The sequence below is a fragment of the Halomonas sp. CH40 genome (assembly GCA_041875495.1).
Taxonomy (GTDB): Bacteria; Pseudomonadota; Gammaproteobacteria; order Pseudomonadales; family Halomonadaceae; genus Vreelandella.
Genome location: CP112982.1, coordinates 2,039,666 through 2,058,628 on the forward strand (window position 1 = coordinate 2,039,666; position 18,963 = coordinate 2,058,628).

Here is an 18,963-nt window from a genome sequence, read left to right on the forward strand (position 1 = left end):
CCGCGGGGTTTATCATGTCAACGTCACTTGAAAACAGCGCGCCCCAAGGGGCGCGTTTACCCACACGTCAGGGGCGCAGCACCAAGGTGCGCCGCCAGCGGGTAAAAGCCGCCTGGCTGTTCCTGGCTCCCATGCTGATTGCCCTGACGCTGGTAGCGGGTTGGCCGCTGTTCAGAACGTTTTTTCTCAGCCTGACCGATGCGTCGCTGTCGGATCTGGGCGCTGCCAATATGATTGGCTTTGAAAACTATCTGGTCTACGACAATGGCCGCTGGTTTGGCGTGCTTGCCGACGCTGTCTGGTGGCAATCCGTCTGGAATACGGTGTATTTCTCGATCGTTTCGGTTTCCCTGGAGGTTATTTTCGGCGTTATTGTGGCGCTGATTCTCAATGCCGAATTCAAGGGTCGCACGATCGTCCGCGCTGCCGTGCTGATTCCCTGGGCTATTCCGACCATTGTCTCGGCACAGATGTGGGCCTGGATGCTTAACGACCAGTTCGGCATCATCAACCATTTGCTGATGATGGCTGGCATCATTGAAGACCCGATCGCCTGGACGGCCAGCGCCACCTACTCCATGTGGGCGGTGATCATGGTCGATGTATGGAAAACCATTCCCTTTGTGGCCTTGCTGGTGCTTGCCGCCCTGCAGATGCTGCCCAAGGACTGCTACGAAGCCGCCGAAGTCGATGGCATTCATCCAGTACGCGTCTTCTTCAAGGTCACCCTGCCGCTGATTACTCCAGCGCTGATGGTGGCGGTGATTTTCCGCATGCTGGATGCCTTGCGGGTGTTCGACGTTATCTATGTCCTGACCTCCAACTCGACCAGCACCATGTCGATGTCGGTCTATGCCCGCCAACAGTTGGTTGAATTCCAGGATGTCGGTTACGGCAGCGCCGCGTCTACCCTGCTGTTTTTGATTATTGCCCTGGCGACTGTTGCCTACCTCTATTTGGGCCGCAATAAAATTAAACTAGGAGGTGACTGATGAACCAGCGTCAGCTAGCCAAAATTGCCAAACGCGTCGGTTTCTGGGCGCTGATTGCAGTAATCATGGTGTATGCCGTTTTCCCCTTCTATTACGCCGTGATTACCTCCATCAAACCCTCTGGCGATCTGTTTATGGTCGAGCTGTGGCCGTCCAACTGGAACCTGGATAATTACGCCCAGATATTCAGTCAGTCGAGCTTTGTGCGCGCCATCTTCAACTCCATCATTGTGGCAGTCTCCGTGGTGTTTATCGCGCTTTTGCTGGGGATTACCGCCTCCTATGCCCTGGGCCGCGTACGCTTTCGCGGACGCTCCACCATCATGCTGGTCATTCTGGGCGTTTCCATGTTTCCTCAGGTCGCCGTACTGTCTGGCCTGTTTGAGGTGATTCGTGCCCTGAACCTCTACAACAACCCGGCGGGCCTGATCCTAAGCTACACCATTTTCACCCTGCCCTTCACCGTGTGGGTGCTGACCACCTTTATGAAAGAGCTTCCCATGGAACTGGAAGAGGCGGCCATCATGGATGGCGCCACGCCGTGGATCACGATTACCAAGGTATTTCTGCCGCTGATGTGGCCGGCCATGGCCACCACCGGCCTGCTGGCCTTTATCGCCGCGTGGAATGAGTTCCTGTTCGCCCTGACCTTCACTCTGACCGATACCCAGCGTACCGTGCCTGTCGCCATTGCCCTGCTGTCGGGTGGTAGCGCTTACGAGCTGCCCTGGGGGCCGATCATGGCAGCGTCAGTGGTCGTTACCGTTCCACTGGTGGTACTGGTGATCATTTTCCAGCGCCGTATTGTCTCTGGCCTGACCGCCGGTGCGGTCAAAGGCTGATTTCCCCCTAAATGATGGATTCTTTTATGCATGACACAACTTCTTGGTGGCGCGGCGGTGTGATTTACCAGATCTATCCGCGTAGCTTTATGGACAGCCGCGGCGACGGCATCGGCGACCTGCAAGGCATCACCAACAAGCTGGAGTATGTGGCCTCGTTGAACGTGGACGGCATCTGGCTATCGCCGTTCTTCACGTCACCCATGCTCGACTTCGGCTATGACATCAGCAACTACTGCGATGTCGACCCGATGTTCGGCACTCTGGAAGACTTCAAGGCGCTGCTGGAAAAGGCCCATTCGCTGGGGCTCAAGGTGATGATCGATCAGGTCATCAGCCATACGTCGGATCAGCACCCCTGGTTCCAGGAAAGCCGGCAGAACCGCACCAATCCCAAGGCGGACTGGTTTGTATGGGCGGACCCGAAACCCGATGGCACCCCGCCCAATAACTGGCTTTCCATTTTTGGTGGCCCGGCGTGGACCTTTGATTCACGCCGCCAGCAGTATTACCTGCATAACTTCCTGACCAGCCAGCCGGATGTCAACTTCCATAACGCCGAAGCGCGTCAGGCACAGCTGGATAACATGCGTTTCTGGCTGGAGCTGGGCGTTGATGGTTTCCGTCTGGATACCGTCAACTTCTACTATCACGACCAACAGCTGCGCGATAATCCGCCCGTGCCATCGGGAGAATCCAAAACCCTGGGGGCGCCGGAAACCAACCCCTACACCTGGCAGCGCCACGTGTACGACATCAGCCGCCCGGAAAACCTTGGCTTTCTCAAGGAACTCCGTGCGCTGATGGATGAATACCCCAACACTACTACAGTGGGTGAAATTGGCGACGACAACCCACTGGAGCGCATGGCCGAGTACACCGCCGGTGGCGATAAGCTGCATATGGCGTATACCTTTGACCTGCTCAACAAGCCGCACTCTGCCGCCTATCTGCGCGAGGTTATCACCCGCTTCCAGCAGCTGGCGGGCGATGCCTGGCCGTGCTGGGCCACGTCCAACCATGATGTGGTTCGCAGCGCCACCCGTTGGGGAGCCGAGGAAGATCCCCGCGCTTACCCCAAGGTGGTCACAGCTATGCTGCTGTCACTGCGCGGCAGCGTCTGCCTTTATCAGGGTGAAGAGCTGGGCCTGCCGGAAGCGGATGTTGCCTACGAGCGGATTCAGGATCCTTACGGCAAGGTGCTTTGGCCAGAGTTCAAAGGACGTGACGGCTGCCGCACGCCAATGCCCTGGAATGACGGCCCACACGCTGGTTTCTCGACTGTCGAGCCCTGGTTACCTGTCGATCCGCGTCACCTTGCCCTGGCCGTCAGCCAACAGCAGCATGACCCGCAATCAGTGCTTTGCGCCACTGCCCAGCTGCTGGCTTTCCGCCGTCAGCACCCGGCCCTGTTTGATGGCGATATGTCACTGGTAGACGTTGGTGAAGACCTGCTGGGCTTCATTCGCGAATCCGCCGAGGAGAAAATACTGTGTGTATTCAACCTGACCGGCAAGCAGCAAAGCACAGCGTTACCCATCACTGTTCATGAAGAACTGGGCGGGCATGGCTTTGATACCCAGCTGGATGGAACCTCACTAACACTGCCCGCTTACCAGGCTGCTTACCTGCTGATGAACTAAGATCGGCAATATCTGGCTACGGGTAGCCACCAACGACAACAATTGATAAAAAGCCGCCAGTAATGAAAGCGCTGGCGGCTTGAAAGGAGTCACCCATGGCAAGTGTTACGCTTGAAAAAATCAATAAGGTATTTGGACGCGATCACATCATCAAGGATGTGGATCTCACTATTGGTAACGGCGAGTTTGTGGTCTTTGTTGGGCCTTCCGGCTGCGGCAAATCCACCCTGCTGCGCCTGATCGCCGGGCTGGAATCGATCACTGACGGCGACCTGAAAATTGGTGGCGAGGTGGTCAACGAACTGCCACCCAGGGAGCGCGGCGTCGGTATGGTCTTTCAGTCCTACGCTCTCTATCCGCATATGACGGTTTACGAAAACATGGCCTTTGGCCTCAAGCTCGCCAAGGAAAATGCCGAGACCGTCGACGAGCGAGTGATGAGCACCGCCAGAATTCTTCAACTCGAAGAGCTTTTGCACCGCAAGCCCAAGGCTCTTTCGGGTGGTCAGCGCCAGCGGGTTGCCATGGGCCGCGCCATGGCCCGGGAGCCACGCATCCTGCTGTTTGATGAACCGCTTTCCAACCTTGATGCTTCCCTGCGTGTGCAGATGCGTAACGAGATTGCCCGCCTGCATAACCGCCTGGGCTCCACCATGATCTACGTGACCCACGATCAGGTAGAGGCCATGACCCTGGCTGACAAGATTGTCGTGCTTAACGGCGGGCATATTGAGCAGGTAGGCTCACCCCATGAGCTGTATCAACGCCCGGCCACACGCTTTGTTGCCGGTTTCATGGGCTCTCCGACCATGAACTTCATGCCAGCCTCCCTGGTCAGCAGCGACAATCTGGGCTGTCGTATCAATGCCCCGGGCATTGGCGAAATGGCCCTGCCCCAGGATGCTCAACACCTCAACAAGGGTGCGGAACTGACGATCGGCGTACGCCCCGAGCACTTGCGCCTCGCAGAGCCCAGTGCCGATAATCGCTTTGACATCGTCAATGTTGAATATCTGGGTAACGAAGTCTACGTTTACCTTGACCCGAAAGAAGGCGATACCCTGATCGTCCATCGCAGCGAAGCCCCCAGCCAATGGAAGGAAGGTCAAGCGGTATCGCTGATCCCTGACACTACTCATGTGCACCTGTTTGATCACAACGGCAAGGCGCTCCCTGCCGCTCAGGCAAGCGCGGCAGCCTAACGCTGGCAGGCGGTTTTACAGGCCCAGCCCGGCACTTGCATACCGGTGGGGATGGCGATAGCTGGGTTGGGCCGTTATCCTTTGACTGTTTTGATTAACCCAGCCAGTGAGCCAGGATAGTTAACTCATCCACTTGAACGGGGTCATCTAGCGATCTCATCAGATGCAATAATGCAGGGTAACCAGGCAATACTGGCGCTACAAATTATTAAGGAAGATTGTGACTCCACCACGCCGAATGACACTCAAGGATCTTGCACGCGAACTCGGCGTCTCCACCGCCACTATTTCCAATGCCTTCAACCGGCCGGATCAGCTCTCACCTGCCTTGCGCAACAGGGTCCTTGAAAAGGCGCGTCAGCTGGGCTATAGCGGACCGGATGCCAAGGCGCGCAGCCTGCGCACTGGGCGTTCGCGCATCGTGGCGGTTGTGTTGGCCGAAAGCCTGACTTACAGCCTGAACGACGCCGTTGCCAGTGAGTTTCTGTCTGGCGTTGCCGAAGTGCTCGACGCCCACGGCCATACGCTGTTGCTGTTACCTGGACGCGGCCACGCTTCGCAGCCGCCCGGTTCGAGCAATATTGCCGATGGCTTTATTGTTTACGGCCTGATGCCTAATAATCAGTTAATCAGTCAACTGCCGTCCCAGTGCCCGTTGGTATCGGTGGATTTTGATATTGAAGGCTCCCCAGCCGTTCACATCAACGACACCGCTGCCAGTCAGCATATTGCCGAACATGCCCTGCGTCAGCATCCCAAGCGGCCCGCCATCATTAACCTGCGCCTGACAGAACAGCCCTGCAACGGGCGAATCACCCCGGAGCACCGTTTCCTCCCCCACAGCAGCACCATCAGCCGCGCCCGTCTCAATGGCTTTTACACAGCCCTCAAGGCTCAAGGCTTTACGCCTGAACAGGTGCCAATGTGGAACATCGAGGAAAACACCTTTGCGGTGTCCGCGCCGGTGGTTGAGGAGATTCTTGACCAGCCCGAGCATCAGCGCCCTGACCTGCTGCTGTGCATGTCGGATCGCATTGCCTTGACCGTGCTGACCTGTGCCGAGCAGCGCAATATCCGCGTACCGGAGGATCTGCAGATTACCGGCTTTGACGGTATCGCCGAAGGCCAATACCGCGCACCACGGCTTACCACCGTGCGCCAGGACAGTGTCGAAAAAGGGCGCATCGCCGGCCAGATGATTCTTGGCAAACTGCCAATGGCCTCCAAGGAGCTCACCACCGAACTGATTATCGGCGAAAGCTGCCCATAGACGGCTCACTAAAAAGCCCGCCGGGATCAACTCCCGGCGGGCTTTTCTGCTTTCAAGACAACAGGATGCCTCAGCGTTAGTCTTTTACAGCCTGCATAGCCAGGGCGGTATCAATCATCCGATTGGAGAAGCCCCACTCGTTGTCATACCAGGCCATGATTTTCACCAGGCGCCCGTTGACCCGGGTGTGATTGGCATCAAAGGTGGAAGAGTGGGCATCGTGGTTGAAATCAATCGACACCAGCGGCTGGGCATTCACCGCCAGCACGGTTGATCCTTCTGCGGCCTTTTCAACAATGGCGTTGATCTCTTCCTTACTGGTATCGCGGCTGGCGTTAAAGGTCAGATCCACCAGGGAAACATTGATCACCGGTACCCGCACCGCCAGACCATCAAACTTGCCCGCCAACTCTGGCAATACCAGGCCCACGGCAGCGGCTGCCCCGGTTTTGGTAGGAATCATGGAATGGGTAGCACTGCGCGCCCGGTAAGGGTCAGAGTGGTACACATCCGACAGATTCTGATCGTTGGTGTAGGCATGCACCGTGGTCATCAGGCCATTTTCAATGCCTACAGCATCGTTGAGCGCCTTGGCGATCGGCGCCAAGCAGTTGGTGGTGCAGGAAGCATTGGAGACCACTTTGTGCTCAGGCTTCAGTACCTGCTCGTTAACACCGAACACGATGGTGGCATCCGCATCCGGGCTAGGCGCCGAAATCAGCACCCGCTCGGCGCCCGCTTCAATATGCTTGGCGGCGGCTTCGCGCTTGGTGAATAACCCCGTACACTCCATAACCAGATCCACGCCCATTTCTTTCCAGGGCAACTGGGCAGGATCACGTTCAGACAGGATCGCTATACGCTGCCCATCCACCTGCATGCTCTGTTCGTCATGTTCGACGGAAAACCCGAAATGGCCATGCACCGTATCGTGGCGCAGCAGATGCGCATTCATTGACGGGTCGCCCAGGTCGTTGATAGCCACGACTTCGAGACGATCCCGGTAACGATTTTCATACACGGCGCGCAACACATTACGGCCAATCCGGCCGAAACCATTGATGGCAATTCTTATTGTCATGAGGTCACCTTTTGTCGTTGAGCGGCTGTTGAAAGCCGCTGCATGGATGAGATGTTGTAAAAAAACAAAAAATTGCTAAACATACCTATGAAATACAGCCTAAACCTATAGATATGCCCTAATAAACGCTCTTAAGGGCAAATGTACGGCCTTAATGTGGTAAAATTACTACACAAGGGCTATCTTAGTCCACTATTAGATCGTCAACAACGCTTCTCACAACAACACTGATATGAGGTCTACCCCAATGAGTACCGCCACCCAGCCCATGCCTTCTTCTACCCATACGCCCACGCAGGCGCCGCTTGCATTACGCCGCACCAAGATTGTCGCAACCCTTGGCCCTGCCAGCGACCGCCCAGGCGTATTGGAAGCCATGCTTAAAGCAGGCGTTGATGTAGTAAGGCTGAATTTCTCCCACGGCGCGCCAGACGACCATCGCCGCCGGTTGACGGAAGTGCGCCGCCTGGCGGAACAGCTAGGCCGCAGCGTGGCCGCTCTGGGTGACCTGCAAGGCCCGAAAATCCGTATTGCTCGCTTTGCTGAAGACGCTGTTCACCTCAAGGAAGGCCAGCCCTTTGTGCTGGATATGGCGCTTGACGAAAACGCTGGCAGCCTTGAAAGCGTTGGCTGTGACTACAAGACCCTGGCCGATGATGTCAGCGTCGGTGATCGCCTCTTGCTGGATGATGGCCGCGTAGTGCTTGATGTGACGGCTGTTCAGGGCCAGCAGGTGCATACACAGGTTCATGTTGGCGGCAAGCTTTCCAACAACAAGGGCATCAACAAACAGGGAGGCGGGCTATCAGCACCGGCCCTGACCGAAAAAGACAAGGCCGACCTGAAAACCGCCGTGGAGATCGGTGTGGATTATCTGGCGGTTTCCTTCCCGCGCTCAGCGGCGGATATGCTGGAAGCGCGGGAATTGCTGGGCGACGCTGGCCGCGAGATTGGCCTGGTCGCCAAACTGGAACGCGCCGAAGCCGTTGCTGACGACGAAACCCTGGATGGCATTATCAACGCCTCTGAAGCGGTCATGGTGGCCCGCGGTGATCTGGGCGTTGAAATTGGCGATGAGGCCTTGATCGGCACCCAGAAGCGCATCATCAAACACGCCAGAACCCTCAACCGCGCGGTGATCACAGCGACCCAGATGATGGAATCGATGATTGAATCACCGCTGCCCACCCGCGCTGAGGTGTTTGACGTGGCCAATGCCGTACTCGATGCCACGGATGCTGTCATGCTGTCTGCCGAAACGGCGGCGGGCGACTACCCGGTTGAAACCGTGGAAGCCATGAACCGGGTCTGCCTTGGCGCCGAACGCGAGCGGATTGCCCAGGAGTCCGGCCACCGCATCCATGAAGGCTTTGAACGGGTCGACGAAACCATTGCCCTTTCCGCCATGTATGCCGCCAACCACATGGCCGGCGTGGATGCCATTGCCTGCATGACCTCGACAGGCTACACCCCGCTGATTGCCTCACGCATCCGCTCAGGCTTGCCGATTGTCGGCCTGGCCCACAGCCCGATTGCCCAGCGGCGCATGGCCCTTTATCGCGGCGTGGTATCACTGCCCTTTGATACTTCTGAAATCGCTGCCAAGGATGTCAACCAGGCGGCCATGCAGCTGCTTGTCAGTCATGGCTTGGCACACCCCGGCAAACACGTCATTCTGACTCGCGGTGATCACATGAATGCCCACGGCGGCACCAACACCATGAAAGTGATGGCCGTAGACGCAGAATAACGACGAACCACCCGGAGAGCTTTGCCATGCCTGATATTCGCCCACCCCGCCAAGCCGTGCGTACCCTGCAGGCACGCAAGCGCATTGCGCTGATCGCCCATGACGGCAAGAAAACCGAAATGCTCGAATGGGCCACCCGCTGGCAGAAAACGCTCAGCCAGCACAGCCTGATTGGCACCGGCACGACCTCCGGGCGGCTCAAGCAGACGCTAGGCCTGGAAGTCGAAGGCTTGATGAGTGGGCCGCTGGGCGGCGATCAGCAGATTGGCGCCCGGATTGCCGAGCAGCAGCTGGATATCCTGATTTTCTTCTGGGACCCTTTTGCTCCCCAACCTCACGACCCGGACGTCAAGGCTCTGCTGCGCCTGGCCGCACTGTGGAATGTTCCGGTTGCCTGTAACGCTGCCAGCGCCGACTTCCTGCTTTCATCGCCCTATCTCAGTGAGTGCTACGATATGGCCATTCCCGACGCCGAGGCCTGGGCCCAGACGCGCACGGGTTAACGTCGAACGAAGAGAGATAAGCTCTAGCGGGTACGCAGGTGGCGCGCCACCACCTGCTGCCCGCATTGGTAATCTCCCTGCATGGCCTTCAGGGCACAGTCCAGGGTGAGTTCGGCAATACGGTCATAGTCCTGCAGCGCTGAATTCACCGCTTGGGGCAGGAAGTCCAACAGCCGATGGTCACCAAAGGTGGCCAGCCGCATCCGGTCAGGCAAGCCACCGCGTTCAAGAAATACATCAAACACCCCTTCCAGCAGCACATAAGACGCCGTCACTAACGCATCCGCGCCGCCTTTTTCATCCAGCAGTGAAGCGGCAAGGCGAGCGCCCTCGCTGCGCTCATAATGCGTGCCACTCAATATTATCGGCTCAATGGAACTGCCTTGAAGCGCCGCCTCAAAGCCTGCCTGCCGCTCACGGCTGATCGACAGCCCCGGCATGGCCTCCAACCACGCAACCCGCTGAGTACTGGCGGTGATGACCGAACGCGTCAGCGTATAGGCAGCTTCCCGGTCGTTACTGACCACGCTGGCAAAGCGCATGGGTGCAAGCCCGCGATCCATGCCCACCACATACCAGCCTTCATCAATCAGGTCAGCATAAAAGAGGTCACCTTCGGCCAGACAACTGGCGGTAATCAATACCTCACAGCGCTGCGCACGCAGCGCCAGCGCCAAGGTGCGCTCACTGTCGGCGCAGTCATCAGAGCTCACCACTAACAGCTGGTAACCCCGCTCGCGGGCACCGCGTTCCAGGCGTTTTGCCAGCCGCGCATAGCTGATATTTTCAAGATCAGGCACGATCAAGCCAATCAGCCGACTTGCGCCACGGCGCAGCGCCGCTGCCTGAGGGTCAACGTGGTAGCGATGCTGACGCACCACCGCCATGACTTTTTCAATGGTAGCGGCGCTGATCCTGCGCTTCTCAGCCTGGCCGTTGATTACATAGCTCGCCGTGGTGCGCGATACGCCCGCAAGCCGGGCAATGTCGGCAAGTGTCATGCAATTCTCCCTTTGGTTGCCGGTGTAGTTTATCAGCCGCTTCACCCCACCCCGACTAAAGTCTAGAAAGACAACCCTTGTGTCTTTAAGTGAATCGATTCAGCATAGCCAACTAACCACAGGTGACACGATTCATCCAGTTAACTTCAATAATAAACGACTAACGTCTTATGTGTAGAGACTTATCGCCACGTGCAGACGTTGCCTGAGCGCGTTTACAGGAGATCCCAATGTTGACTCTCGGCCCCGATGACATCTTGCTCGACCGTCATGCAGACAACTGGCAAGCGGCGCTCGACAACGCTGCCCAAGCGCTAACCGAGACTGGCCTGGTCGAGGCGGATTACCGTGACGGCCTGCATGCCCGCGAAGCACAGTCGTCAACCTATTTAGGCAATGCGATTGCCATTCCCCACGGCACGCCGGAAAGTCGCCAGCATGTAAAACGCACCGGCGTACGTGTGCTGCAGTTCCCCCAAGGGGTTCAGTGGCATGATGGCCAGACAGTCCATGTTCTGGTGACCATTGCCGCCCAGAATGACGAACACCTGGGCATCCTGCGTCAGCTGACCCATGTACTGGATCGCGATGGCGTGGCAGATCAGCTGGCCAGCGCCCAATCCGCCACCGAGATAGCACGGCTGCTGTCCAAGCCAACGCTTGAACCGCGCCTGGATGGCGATACGCTGTGCGTTAACTTTCCCGCCCGCGACCCGCAAGAACTCGCTTTGGCGGCTGCCGCACGGCTGCACCAAAGCGGCTGCGTCGATAACACCTTTATCAGCGCCGTTGCGGGTTCTCAGCCTCAATGGCTTGGCCAGGGCCTGTGGTTTTCAAGCCACGCTCAAGGCGCTAACCATCCGGCATTAGGCGTGGCCACACCCGCTGACCCGAAACTGGAACATGAGGGCCACCCCGTTCATGCCTTGTTCTGTTTAGCCGCCAGCGGCGATGCCCACCGCCCGCTGCTTGAACAGCTGTTGGCAGTGTTGGAGAACGACGAAAGCGACCGCTTGGTAGGTAAAAACAGCGCCGAACTGCTGGCCGCCCTGGCTGGTGAAACGGCCAGCACCCAGTCTCGCCGGGTACGTGTTTTGAACCCCCACGGCCTGCACGCCCGACCGGCCAAGCAGCTGGTACAGATTGCCCGGGCACAATCCATGGCGATTAACGTGCGCCTGGAAGAAGGCAATGCGACCCCGGTATCCGCCGCCAGCCTGACCAAGGTGATTGGCCTGGGCGCACGGCGTGGCCAGTGGCTGATTCTGTCTGCCGAGGGCGAGCAGGCAAGTACAGCACTGGAAGCGGTTGCCACTGCCGTAGAAGACGGCCTGGGCGAAAAAGTAACCCCCTTTGACGCTGGCTATGAGAAGCCAGCTGTAAGCGATGCAGGCCATCCTACTGCGGCTCCGTTAATTGCCGACACGCCCCACACAGGGGTGGCTGCTTCGCCAGGCCTGGCCATTGCGCCGGTGTTTGTGATTCGCCCGATGCAGTTTGACTACCCTGAACACGCCAGCGATTCCGAGGATCAGATACGCCGCCTGGAAGCAGCCTTGAAGGAAGGCGCCGCTCAACTGCAGGCGCTGGTTCATCAGGCCCCGGGTGGCGAAGTGGCGGATATTCTTTCCATGCACGAAGAGATGCTTGACGACCCCGAGCTGCATCACGCGGCCATTGAGGCGATTGGCGAAGGGCGTTCAGCCGAAGCGGGCTGGTGGAATGCCATTGAAACCGCCGCCCATGCTCAGGAAATGCTGGCTGACCGCCTGTTGGCTGAGCGCGCCGCCGACCTGCGCGACGTTGGCCGCCGTGTGCTGGGTGTACTGTGCGATGTCCAGCTACCCGAGCCCCCTGACCACCCGTATATCCTGGTGATGGATGACATCGGCCCCTCTGATGTTGCTCGCCTGGATACCTCACGTGTACGCGGCCTGCTGACCGTACGTGGCGGTGCCACTGCCCACAGCGCCATTCTGGCCCGCGCCCTGGGCATTCCCGCCGTGGTCGGCGCCGGTGAAGCCGTGATGGCGCTGCACAACGGCAGCATGATGGTTCTGGATGGGGAGCGTGGCCGGGTTACCTCTCAGCCCTGCGAAGAACGCCTGCAGCGCGCGGAGCAACAGCTTCTTGATCAGCAACAGCGTGAAGCCGATGCCTGGGAGCTGCGTTTTGAGCAGGCTCAAACCCGCGATGGCCACAGGGTTGAAGTGGCCGCCAACCTGGGCAACACCGCCCACGCCGCTGACGCGGTTGAACGTGGTGCCGAAGGCGTTGGTCTGCTACGCACCGAGTTCCTGTTTATGGCCCACGCCAGCGCACCGGATCTGGCCACCCAGATTGCCGAATACCGCGAAGCCACCGATGCCCTGGATGGCCGCCCGCTGGTGGCGCGCACTCTGGATGTCGGGGGCGACAAGCCGCTGCCCTACTGGCCGGTTCCCCAGGAAGACAATCCTTTCCTGGGCCTGCGCGGCATTCGTTTGGCGCTGACCCAGCCGGACGTGCTGGAAACACAGATTCGTGCACTGCTGATGGCAGCCGTCGGCCGTCCGCTCCGCATCATGCTGCCGATGGTCAAGGATGTGGCTGAATTCCGCGCCGCCAAGGTGATCTACGACCGTCTGCTCAGCGAGATCCCTCTGGCTGAGCGCGCCACTGATGTACAGCTGGGCATAATGATCGAAGTGCCTTCCAGCGCTCTATTAGCACCGACACTCGCGGCCGAGGTGGATTTCTTCTCTATCGGCACTAATGACCTGACCCAATACACCCTGGCCATTGACCGTGGCCACCCGGAGCTGTCTGCCCAGGCTGACGGCCTGCACCCCGCCGTACTGCGCCTGATCCAGATGAGCGTCGATGCTGCGCACGCTCACGGCAAATGGGTCGGCGTATGCGGCGAACTGGCCTCGGACGCCATGGCCATCCCTGTGTTGGTAGGCTTGGGCGTCGATGAGCTGTCCGTCAGTGCGCGCCAGATCCCGCTGGTCAAGGCGCGCCTACGTGAGTTTGACCTTGCCGATGGCCAAGCCAGCGCCCAGTTAGCGCTAGGCAAGGCCACCAGTGATGAAGTACGCGATGCCCTGGAGGCCCGCTAATGGCCCAGGTCGTGTGCATTACACTCAACCCTGCGCTGGATTTAGCGTTCAACCTGGAAACGCTGACGCCCGGCCAGGTGAATCGCCCCGACAGCGCCCAGCTGGAAGCGGCGGGCAAGGGCGTTAACGTCGCCCGTGTGCTGGCAAGCCTAGGCCACGAGGTGATTGTCAGCGGTTTTCTCGGCCAGGATAACGACGCCCCGTTCAGCCTGGCCTTTCCCCACTACGGCGTCGAGGATGCTTTTGTGCGGGTGCCCGGCAGCACCCGTATTAACGCCAAGCTGGCGGAAAAAAGCGGCCGCGTGACAGACATCAACGGCCCCGGCATGCCGATTGCGCCAGCCCATCTGGATGCTTTACGCCAAATCTTGGACAGCCTTTTTCAGCGTACCTCACCGCCCCAGGCGATCGTCGTCGCTGGCAGCCTGCCGCCGGGGTTTGACCAGGCGTATTTTGCGCAACTGCTCGCCAGCCTGAAAAACTACGGCGTGCCGCTATGGATAGACACCAGCGGCCCGGCACTGCTGACCGCCATTGCCGCCGAGCCTAGCGCCGTCAAACCTAACGAGACGGAACTTGCCGATTGGGCGGGTGACACACTCCATTCTCACCAGCAGCGCCAGGCTGCGGCCCAACGCCTGCACGCCAGCGGCATCGAGCACTCGTTGATTTCCGCAGGTGCAGAAGGCGTTTTATGGGTCAGCTCACAGGGCATCTGGCAGTCCACGCCGCCTGACGTCAACGCCACCAACACCGTCTGTGCGGGCGATACCTTTGTGGCTGGCATGCTCCACGGGCTGCTCAGCGGCTTCACCCCACACGACACCCTTCGCATCGCGACGGCGCTCTCTGCCGAAGCGGTTCGCCATGTTGGCGTGGGCACCCCCCATGCCGACGACTTTGACTTACTCCAACAACAGACTTTGGTACGGCGTCTTGACGACGTCATCACCGAGGGAGCCACGCGATGAACCTGATCCTGATTACCGCCTGCCCTAGCGGCATGGCGACCACCTTCCTGGCTGCCAAGCGCCTTGAACAGGCAGCCACCCAAATGGGCTGGAGCGCTCATGTGGAAATGCACGGCGAAGTTGCGCCGCTGCAGGCCGCCAGCGCCGAGCAAATTGCCAATGCCGACCTTATCGTCGTCGCAGCCGACCACGTTCCTGCCCCGGAACGCTTTGCGGGCAAACGGCTCTTCCGCGCGCCAATCGCCAGCGCCCTGCCCGACCCCAGCGCCTTCTTAACCCAGGCCAAACGCGAGGCGCCGATTTACACCCCGCCTGCAAGCGCCGCGACTCCAGCAGCCACCGGCGCCACCGGCGGCAAGAAGATTGTGGCAGTGACCGCCTGCCCCACCGGGGTAGCCCATACCTTTATGGCCGCCGAAGCACTTGCCGAAGCAGGTAGAGCAATGGGGCACGCCATTCGCGTGGAAACCCAGGGCTCGGTAGGCGCTCAGGATCAATTAAGCGAAGAAGAGATCGCCGACGCTGATGTGGTGGTTCTGGCCTGCGATATCGACGTAGACCCGGCACGTTTTGCTGGCAAGCGAGTGTATCGCACCTCAACCGGCAATGCGCTGAAAAAGCCTCGCCCCACCCTGGAAGCCGCCCTGGTTGAAGCCAGTGTAGAAAACACCAGCAGTGCGAACACAGGCAGCGCGAACAAGAGCGTAAAAGAGAAAGGCGTTTACAAGCACCTGCTCACCGGGGTGTCGTTTATGCTGCCGATGGTGGTAGCGGGGGGCCTATTGATTGCGCTGTCGTTTGTCTTCGGTATTGAAGCCTTCCAGGAAGAAGGCACCCTGGCCGCCGCGCTCATGGAAATTGGCGGCGGCACGGCTTTCGCGCTGATGATCCCCGTGCTGGCAGGCTATATTGCCTATTCCATCGCTGACCGCCCCGGCATTGCCCCGGGCATGATTGGCGGTATGCTGGCGGCCAATATCGGCTCCGGGTTTATTGGCGGTATTCTGGCAGGCTTTCTGGCAGGCTATGTGGCCCTGGCGGTGACCCGCTATGTCAAGCTGCCTTCCAGCATTGAGTCGCTCAAGCCGATTCTGATCATTCCTCTGGTGGCCAGCCTGGTGACCGGCCTGACCATGATCTATGTGATTGGCGAGCCCGTGGCGGCCTTGCTTGACGCGCTAACCAGCTTCCTTGAATCCATGGGTTCAACCAACGCAGTACTCCTCGGCATTCTGCTGGGTTCGATGATGTGCTTTGACCTTGGCGGCCCCGTCAACAAGGCGGCCTATACCTTTGGTGTGGGCCTGCTAGCCTCGGAAACCTACGGCCCCATGGCCGCCATCATGGCGGCAGGCATGGTGCCCGCCATTGGCATGGGTATTGCCAGTTTCGTGGCGCGCCATAAGTTTTCTGAACCTGAGCGTGAGGCGGGCAAGGCATCTCTAGTGCTCGGCTTCTGCTTTATCAGCGAAGGCGCCATTCCGTTTGCGGCAAAAGACCCGCTGCGGGTTATCCCTGCCTGCATGGTAGGCGGGGCGCTGACCGGCGCGCTTTCCATGCTGGTAGGCGCACAGCTGATGGCCCCTCACGGCGGTATCTTTGTTCTGCTGATTCCTAACGCCATTACTCCTGTACTGCTCTATCTGGGTGCTATTGTGGCGGGCTCACTGGTAACCGGCTTGGGCTATGCGTTTATCAAACGCGGCGCGGCTCAAGTTGCTGTGGCCAGCTAAACGCTTCACCTCCAGCGCTGGGTAGGCAACAGCCTACTCAGCGCTTATCCTGCTACAGCCATTCTCTCTAACAGCGTTTATTACCTCTCCAATAGCACTCACCACGATTTATTAGCAATTTTTTAGCGATAATCTGCTTATCTGTTGCTTCAGACGGGGTTTTATGTAGTATTTTTACATAAATAAAGATTTGTCCGAGCTACCGCATCGCTCGCGTCATCAATAACGATCTATAACAACAGGACCGCCTTCTATGTTTCAACTCACTCGCAGCGTGACCTGGCAGGCCCTTGAACGCCTGCACGACACTACCGCCAACGACCGCATTCGTGATTACTTCACCAATGACCCGCAGCGCTTTGAAAAGATGAGCCTGCGGGTGGGCGGCCTCTTCCTGGATTACTCTAAGCATCACGTCTCGGATGAAGTGCTCAACAAGCTGCTGGAACTGGCCGACCATTCCGCCCTGGTGCAGCGCCGCGCGCAGATGTTTTCAGGCGATATTATCAATGTCACCGAGAACCGCCCGGTACTGCATACTGCACTACGCAATTTAAGCGCTGACGCAGTGCATGTTGACGGCCAGGATGTCATGCCGGAAATCAACCGCACCCGGGAACAGATCAAGCAGTTTTCAGAAGCGGTCAGAAGCGGTGAATGGAAAGGCTATAACGGCCAGCGCATCAAGGACGTGGTCAATATTGGTATTGGCGGCTCGGATCTTGGGCCCAACATGGCGGTGCGCGCCCTGCTCAAATATCGCCACCCGGAGCTGCATTTCCACTTTGTTTCCAACGTCGATGGCACCCATATCCAGAAGGTGCTGTCGCGGCTCGATCCGGCCACCACACTATTCATTGTCTCGACCAAGACGTTTTCCACCCAGGAGACCCTGCTCAACGCCAAGACGGCGCGGCGCTGGTTCCTGGAAAATGCCGGCGAAGATGCCGACGTAGGCGCCCACTTTATTGCCGCTTCCACCAACCGCAAGGCAGCGATGGCGTTCGGCATACGTGAAGAGAACGTGTTCGAGTTCTGGGCCTGGGTGGGCGGGCGCTACTCCATGTGGTCGTCGATTGGCCTGCCGATTGCGCTTTCGGTGGGCTTTGAAGGCTTTATCGAGCTACTGGAAGGCGCCCATGAGATGGATCGCCATTTTATCGAAGCGCCCTTCTCGCAGAATATGCCAGTGCTGATGGCGCTGATCGGGATCTGGTACATCAACTTTGTTGGCGCTGAAACCCAGGCCATCGTGCCCTATGATCAAGCCCTCAACCAGCTGCCCGCCTTTCTGCAGCAGCTGGATATGGAATCCAACGGCAAGTCGGTGGATATTTTCGGCCATCCGGTCAACTACAAGACCGGCCCGATTGTCTGGGGGCAGACCGGTTCCAACGGCCAGCACGCCTTCTTCCAGCTGCTGCACCAGGGCACCCGCTACGTGCCGATTGACTTTATTGCCTCGCTGAAACCCGAACCCGGCGTGGAAGACCATCATTTTGCGCTACTCACCAATATGCTCGCCCAGGCCAACGCCTTTATGGAAGGCAGCCAGGGAGACAGTAAAGAGCTGAGCCAGCACGACCCCTATAGCTGCCCCGGCAATCGGCCTTCCAGCACCCTGCTACTGGACGAGCTTACGCCAAAAAACCTGGGCGCCCTGATTGCCCTCTACGAACACAAGGTGTTTGTTCAGGGCGTGATCTGGAACATCAATTCCTTTGACCAATGGGGCGTGCAGCTGGGCAAACGGATTGCCGGTGAAATCAGCGAGCGGATTGACACCAATGCCGCCGACTTTGATGCCTCCACCCAGGGGCTACTGGAGCTGGTGCGCGGGCACTTCCCCAGCGGCAATAGCGAGCAGACAGGCGCATCAACAAAGCCAGCCAAGAAAACCAAAGCTCGCTCTTGAGTTCCCTCTCCTGAATCAGTCACCTCCGTCTGCCCCGCAAGTGTACTAAAGGGCAGGCTGAGCACTTGACGCCTCAACGGCGCTGAAAGCGTGATAAAATCAGCCGCTTTATTTGGCCGCTTGCAGGTGCCCGATCCGTGCTTTCCAATATTCGCATTATCCTGGTACAGACCTTTCACCCCGGCAATATCGGCGCAACGGCGCGCGCCATGAAAACCATGGGGCTGACCCGACTGGTGCTGGTTAACCCAAGGGCCTTCCCCGACGCCGAAGCCACTCGGCTGGCCGCAGGGGCAAGCGATGTGCTCGACAATGCCCAGGTGGTCAGTTCCCTCGAAGAAGCGGTCAGCGGCTGCGTGCAGGTTGTTGGCGCCAGCGCCCGCTTACGCAGCATGCCACTCCCTCACTTTGATGAGCCAGACGATATGGCCCAAAGCGTGATGGATAACGCCCAGCACCAACCAGTGGCCCTGGTATTTGGCCGTGAGCGTTCGGGGCTGACCAACGCGGAAATCCGCTGCTGCACCCATCAGGTCAGTATTCCGGCTAACCCTGACTACGGCATTCTCAATCTGTCCCAAGCGGTGCAGATTCTGGCCTATGAGCTTCACCGCCATTGGCGCCGCCGCGCAGACAGCGGTTTTGTCTATCAGACACCCAGCGAAGCCATACCGCCTACCCGCGAGCAGTTCGGGCATTTTCAGGATCACCTCAGCCAGGTAATGCAGCGTAGCGGCTTTCTTACCCAGCCCCACGCCCGCACCGAAGAGCAGCTCCAGGCACTGTTTGCCAGAGCCGAACCCAGCCGCAAGGAGCTTTCCCTGCTGCGCGGCTGGTTAAGCGCCCTGGATGCTCACCTTCCCCAGCAGTCGGATAGCTAATCCACGCTAGCTGAGCCGTAATAACTGGTACAAAAAAGGCAGCCTCGAATCGCAGGCTGCCTTTTCAGTTCTTGCCAA

The 18,963-nt window shown here is 58.7% G+C and carries 14 protein-coding genes; 12 read left to right on the forward strand and 2 right to left on the reverse strand.

What is annotated here, in order from left to right; translation table 11 throughout:
- Positions 1–14: 14 nt before the first annotated feature.
- From OR573_09400 to OR573_09420, 5 genes are all read left to right on the forward strand, one after another.
- Entirely contained in the window at positions 15–992 is a 978-nt protein-coding gene (locus OR573_09400; GenBank protein XGA78737.1) for a sugar ABC transporter permease, read from the forward strand.
- Positions 992–1,834 (forward strand): carbohydrate ABC transporter permease, encoded by an 843-nt coding sequence (locus OR573_09405; protein ID XGA78738.1) that lies wholly within the window; start codon positions 992–994, stop codon positions 1,832–1,834. Before OR573_09400 ends, OR573_09405 begins: the two co-directional genes overlap by 1 nt.
- A 26-nt stretch (positions 1,835–1,860) precedes the next feature.
- A complete protein-coding gene (locus OR573_09410; protein XGA78739.1) occupies positions 1,861–3,477 on the forward strand; it encodes an alpha-glucosidase family protein in 1,617 nt (538 codons plus the stop codon).
- Between the two features lie 95 nt (positions 3,478–3,572).
- Entirely contained in the window at positions 3,573–4,679 is a 1,107-nt protein-coding gene (ugpC, locus tag OR573_09415; GenBank protein XGA78740.1) for a sn-glycerol-3-phosphate ABC transporter ATP-binding protein UgpC, read from the forward strand.
- Positions 4,680–4,899: 220 nt separating this feature from the next.
- The gene (locus tag OR573_09420) at positions 4,900–5,949 is read left to right on the forward strand and encodes a LacI family DNA-binding transcriptional regulator (protein ID XGA78741.1); all 1,050 of its coding nucleotides are present in this window, start codon (positions 4,900–4,902) and stop codon (positions 5,947–5,949) included.
- A gap of 76 nt (positions 5,950–6,025) precedes the next feature.
- Here the strand turns inward: OR573_09420 and gap are convergent, their stop codons facing one another.
- Positions 6,026–7,030 carry a type I glyceraldehyde-3-phosphate dehydrogenase gene (gap, locus tag OR573_09425; protein ID XGA78742.1) on the reverse strand — a complete coding sequence of 335 codons (1,005 nt, stop codon included), beginning with the start codon at positions 7,028–7,030 and terminating at the stop codon, positions 6,026–6,028.
- A gap of 268 nt (positions 7,031–7,298) precedes the next feature.
- Here gap and pyk point away from each other — a divergent pair, with 268 nt between their 5' ends.
- Both pyk and OR573_09435 read left to right on the forward strand, forming a co-directional pair.
- Positions 7,299–8,780, forward strand: coding sequence for a pyruvate kinase (gene pyk / locus OR573_09430; GenBank protein XGA81711.1), 1,482 nt, complete (start codon positions 7,299–7,301; stop codon positions 8,778–8,780).
- A 26-nt stretch (positions 8,781–8,806) separates the two neighbouring features.
- On the forward strand, positions 8,807–9,283 hold the full coding sequence (locus OR573_09435; GenBank protein ID XGA78743.1) for a methylglyoxal synthase: 477 nt from the start codon (positions 8,807–8,809) through the stop codon (positions 9,281–9,283).
- Positions 9,284–9,306: 23 nt separating this feature from the next.
- Here the strand turns inward: OR573_09435 and cra are convergent, their stop codons facing one another.
- Complete coding sequence (gene cra / locus OR573_09440; protein ID XGA78744.1) at positions 9,307–10,284, reverse strand: catabolite repressor/activator; 978 nt, start codon at positions 10,282–10,284, stop codon at positions 9,307–9,309.
- Positions 10,285–10,514: 230 nt separating this feature from the next.
- Between cra and ptsP the strand changes: the two genes are divergently transcribed.
- The 5 genes from ptsP to OR573_09465 all read left to right on the forward strand — a co-directional run bounded on the left by ptsP (position 10,515) and on the right by OR573_09465 (position 18,885).
- Complete coding sequence (ptsP, locus tag OR573_09445) at positions 10,515–13,385, forward strand: phosphoenolpyruvate--protein phosphotransferase (GenBank protein XGA78745.1); 2,871 nt, start codon at positions 10,515–10,517, stop codon at positions 13,383–13,385.
- A complete protein-coding gene (pfkB, locus tag OR573_09450; protein ID XGA78746.1) occupies positions 13,385–14,356 on the forward strand; it encodes a 1-phosphofructokinase in 972 nt (323 codons plus the stop codon). Before ptsP ends, pfkB begins: the two co-directional genes overlap by 1 nt.
- Positions 14,353–16,089, forward strand: coding sequence for a PTS fructose-like transporter subunit IIB (locus OR573_09455; protein XGA78747.1), 1,737 nt, complete (start codon positions 14,353–14,355; stop codon positions 16,087–16,089). The genes pfkB and OR573_09455 overlap by 4 nt, the downstream gene beginning before the upstream one ends.
- A 253-nt stretch (positions 16,090–16,342) precedes the next feature.
- Positions 16,343–18,004 (forward strand): glucose-6-phosphate isomerase, encoded by a 1,662-nt coding sequence (gene pgi, locus OR573_09460; protein XGA78748.1) that lies wholly within the window; start codon positions 16,343–16,345, stop codon positions 18,002–18,004.
- Between the two features lie 137 nt (positions 18,005–18,141).
- Positions 18,142–18,885, forward strand: a complete 744-nt coding sequence (locus OR573_09465) for a TrmJ/YjtD family RNA methyltransferase (protein XGA78749.1) — start codon at positions 18,142–18,144, stop codon at positions 18,883–18,885.
- Positions 18,886–18,963 lie beyond the last annotated feature (78 nt).

Coding starts and splice junctions, on each gene's coding strand:
- OR573_09400 (XGA78737.1), top strand. CDS start 15: ATGTCAACGTCACTTGAAAACAGCGCGCCCCAAGGGGCGCGTTTACCC.
- OR573_09405 (XGA78738.1), top strand. CDS start 992: ATGAACCAGCGTCAGCTAGCCAAAATTGCCAAACGCGTCGGTTTCTGG.
- OR573_09410 (XGA78739.1), top strand. CDS start 1,861: ATGCATGACACAACTTCTTGGTGGCGCGGCGGTGTGATTTACCAGATC.
- ugpC (XGA78740.1), top strand. CDS start 3,573: ATGGCAAGTGTTACGCTTGAAAAAATCAATAAGGTATTTGGACGCGAT.
- gap (XGA78742.1), bottom strand. CDS start 7,030: ATGACAATAAGAATTGCCATCAATGGTTTCGGCCGGATTGGCCGTAAT.
- pyk (XGA81711.1), top strand. CDS start 7,299: ATGCCTTCTTCTACCCATACGCCCACGCAGGCGCCGCTTGCATTACGC.
- OR573_09435 (XGA78743.1), top strand. CDS start 8,807: ATGCCTGATATTCGCCCACCCCGCCAAGCCGTGCGTACCCTGCAGGCA.
- cra (XGA78744.1), bottom strand. CDS start 10,284: ATGACACTTGCCGACATTGCCCGGCTTGCGGGCGTATCGCGCACCACG.
- ptsP (XGA78745.1), top strand. CDS start 10,515: ATGTTGACTCTCGGCCCCGATGACATCTTGCTCGACCGTCATGCAGAC.
- pfkB (XGA78746.1), top strand. CDS start 13,385: ATGGCCCAGGTCGTGTGCATTACACTCAACCCTGCGCTGGATTTAGCG.
- OR573_09455 (XGA78747.1), top strand. CDS start 14,353: ATGAACCTGATCCTGATTACCGCCTGCCCTAGCGGCATGGCGACCACC.
- pgi (XGA78748.1), top strand. CDS start 16,343: ATGTTTCAACTCACTCGCAGCGTGACCTGGCAGGCCCTTGAACGCCTG.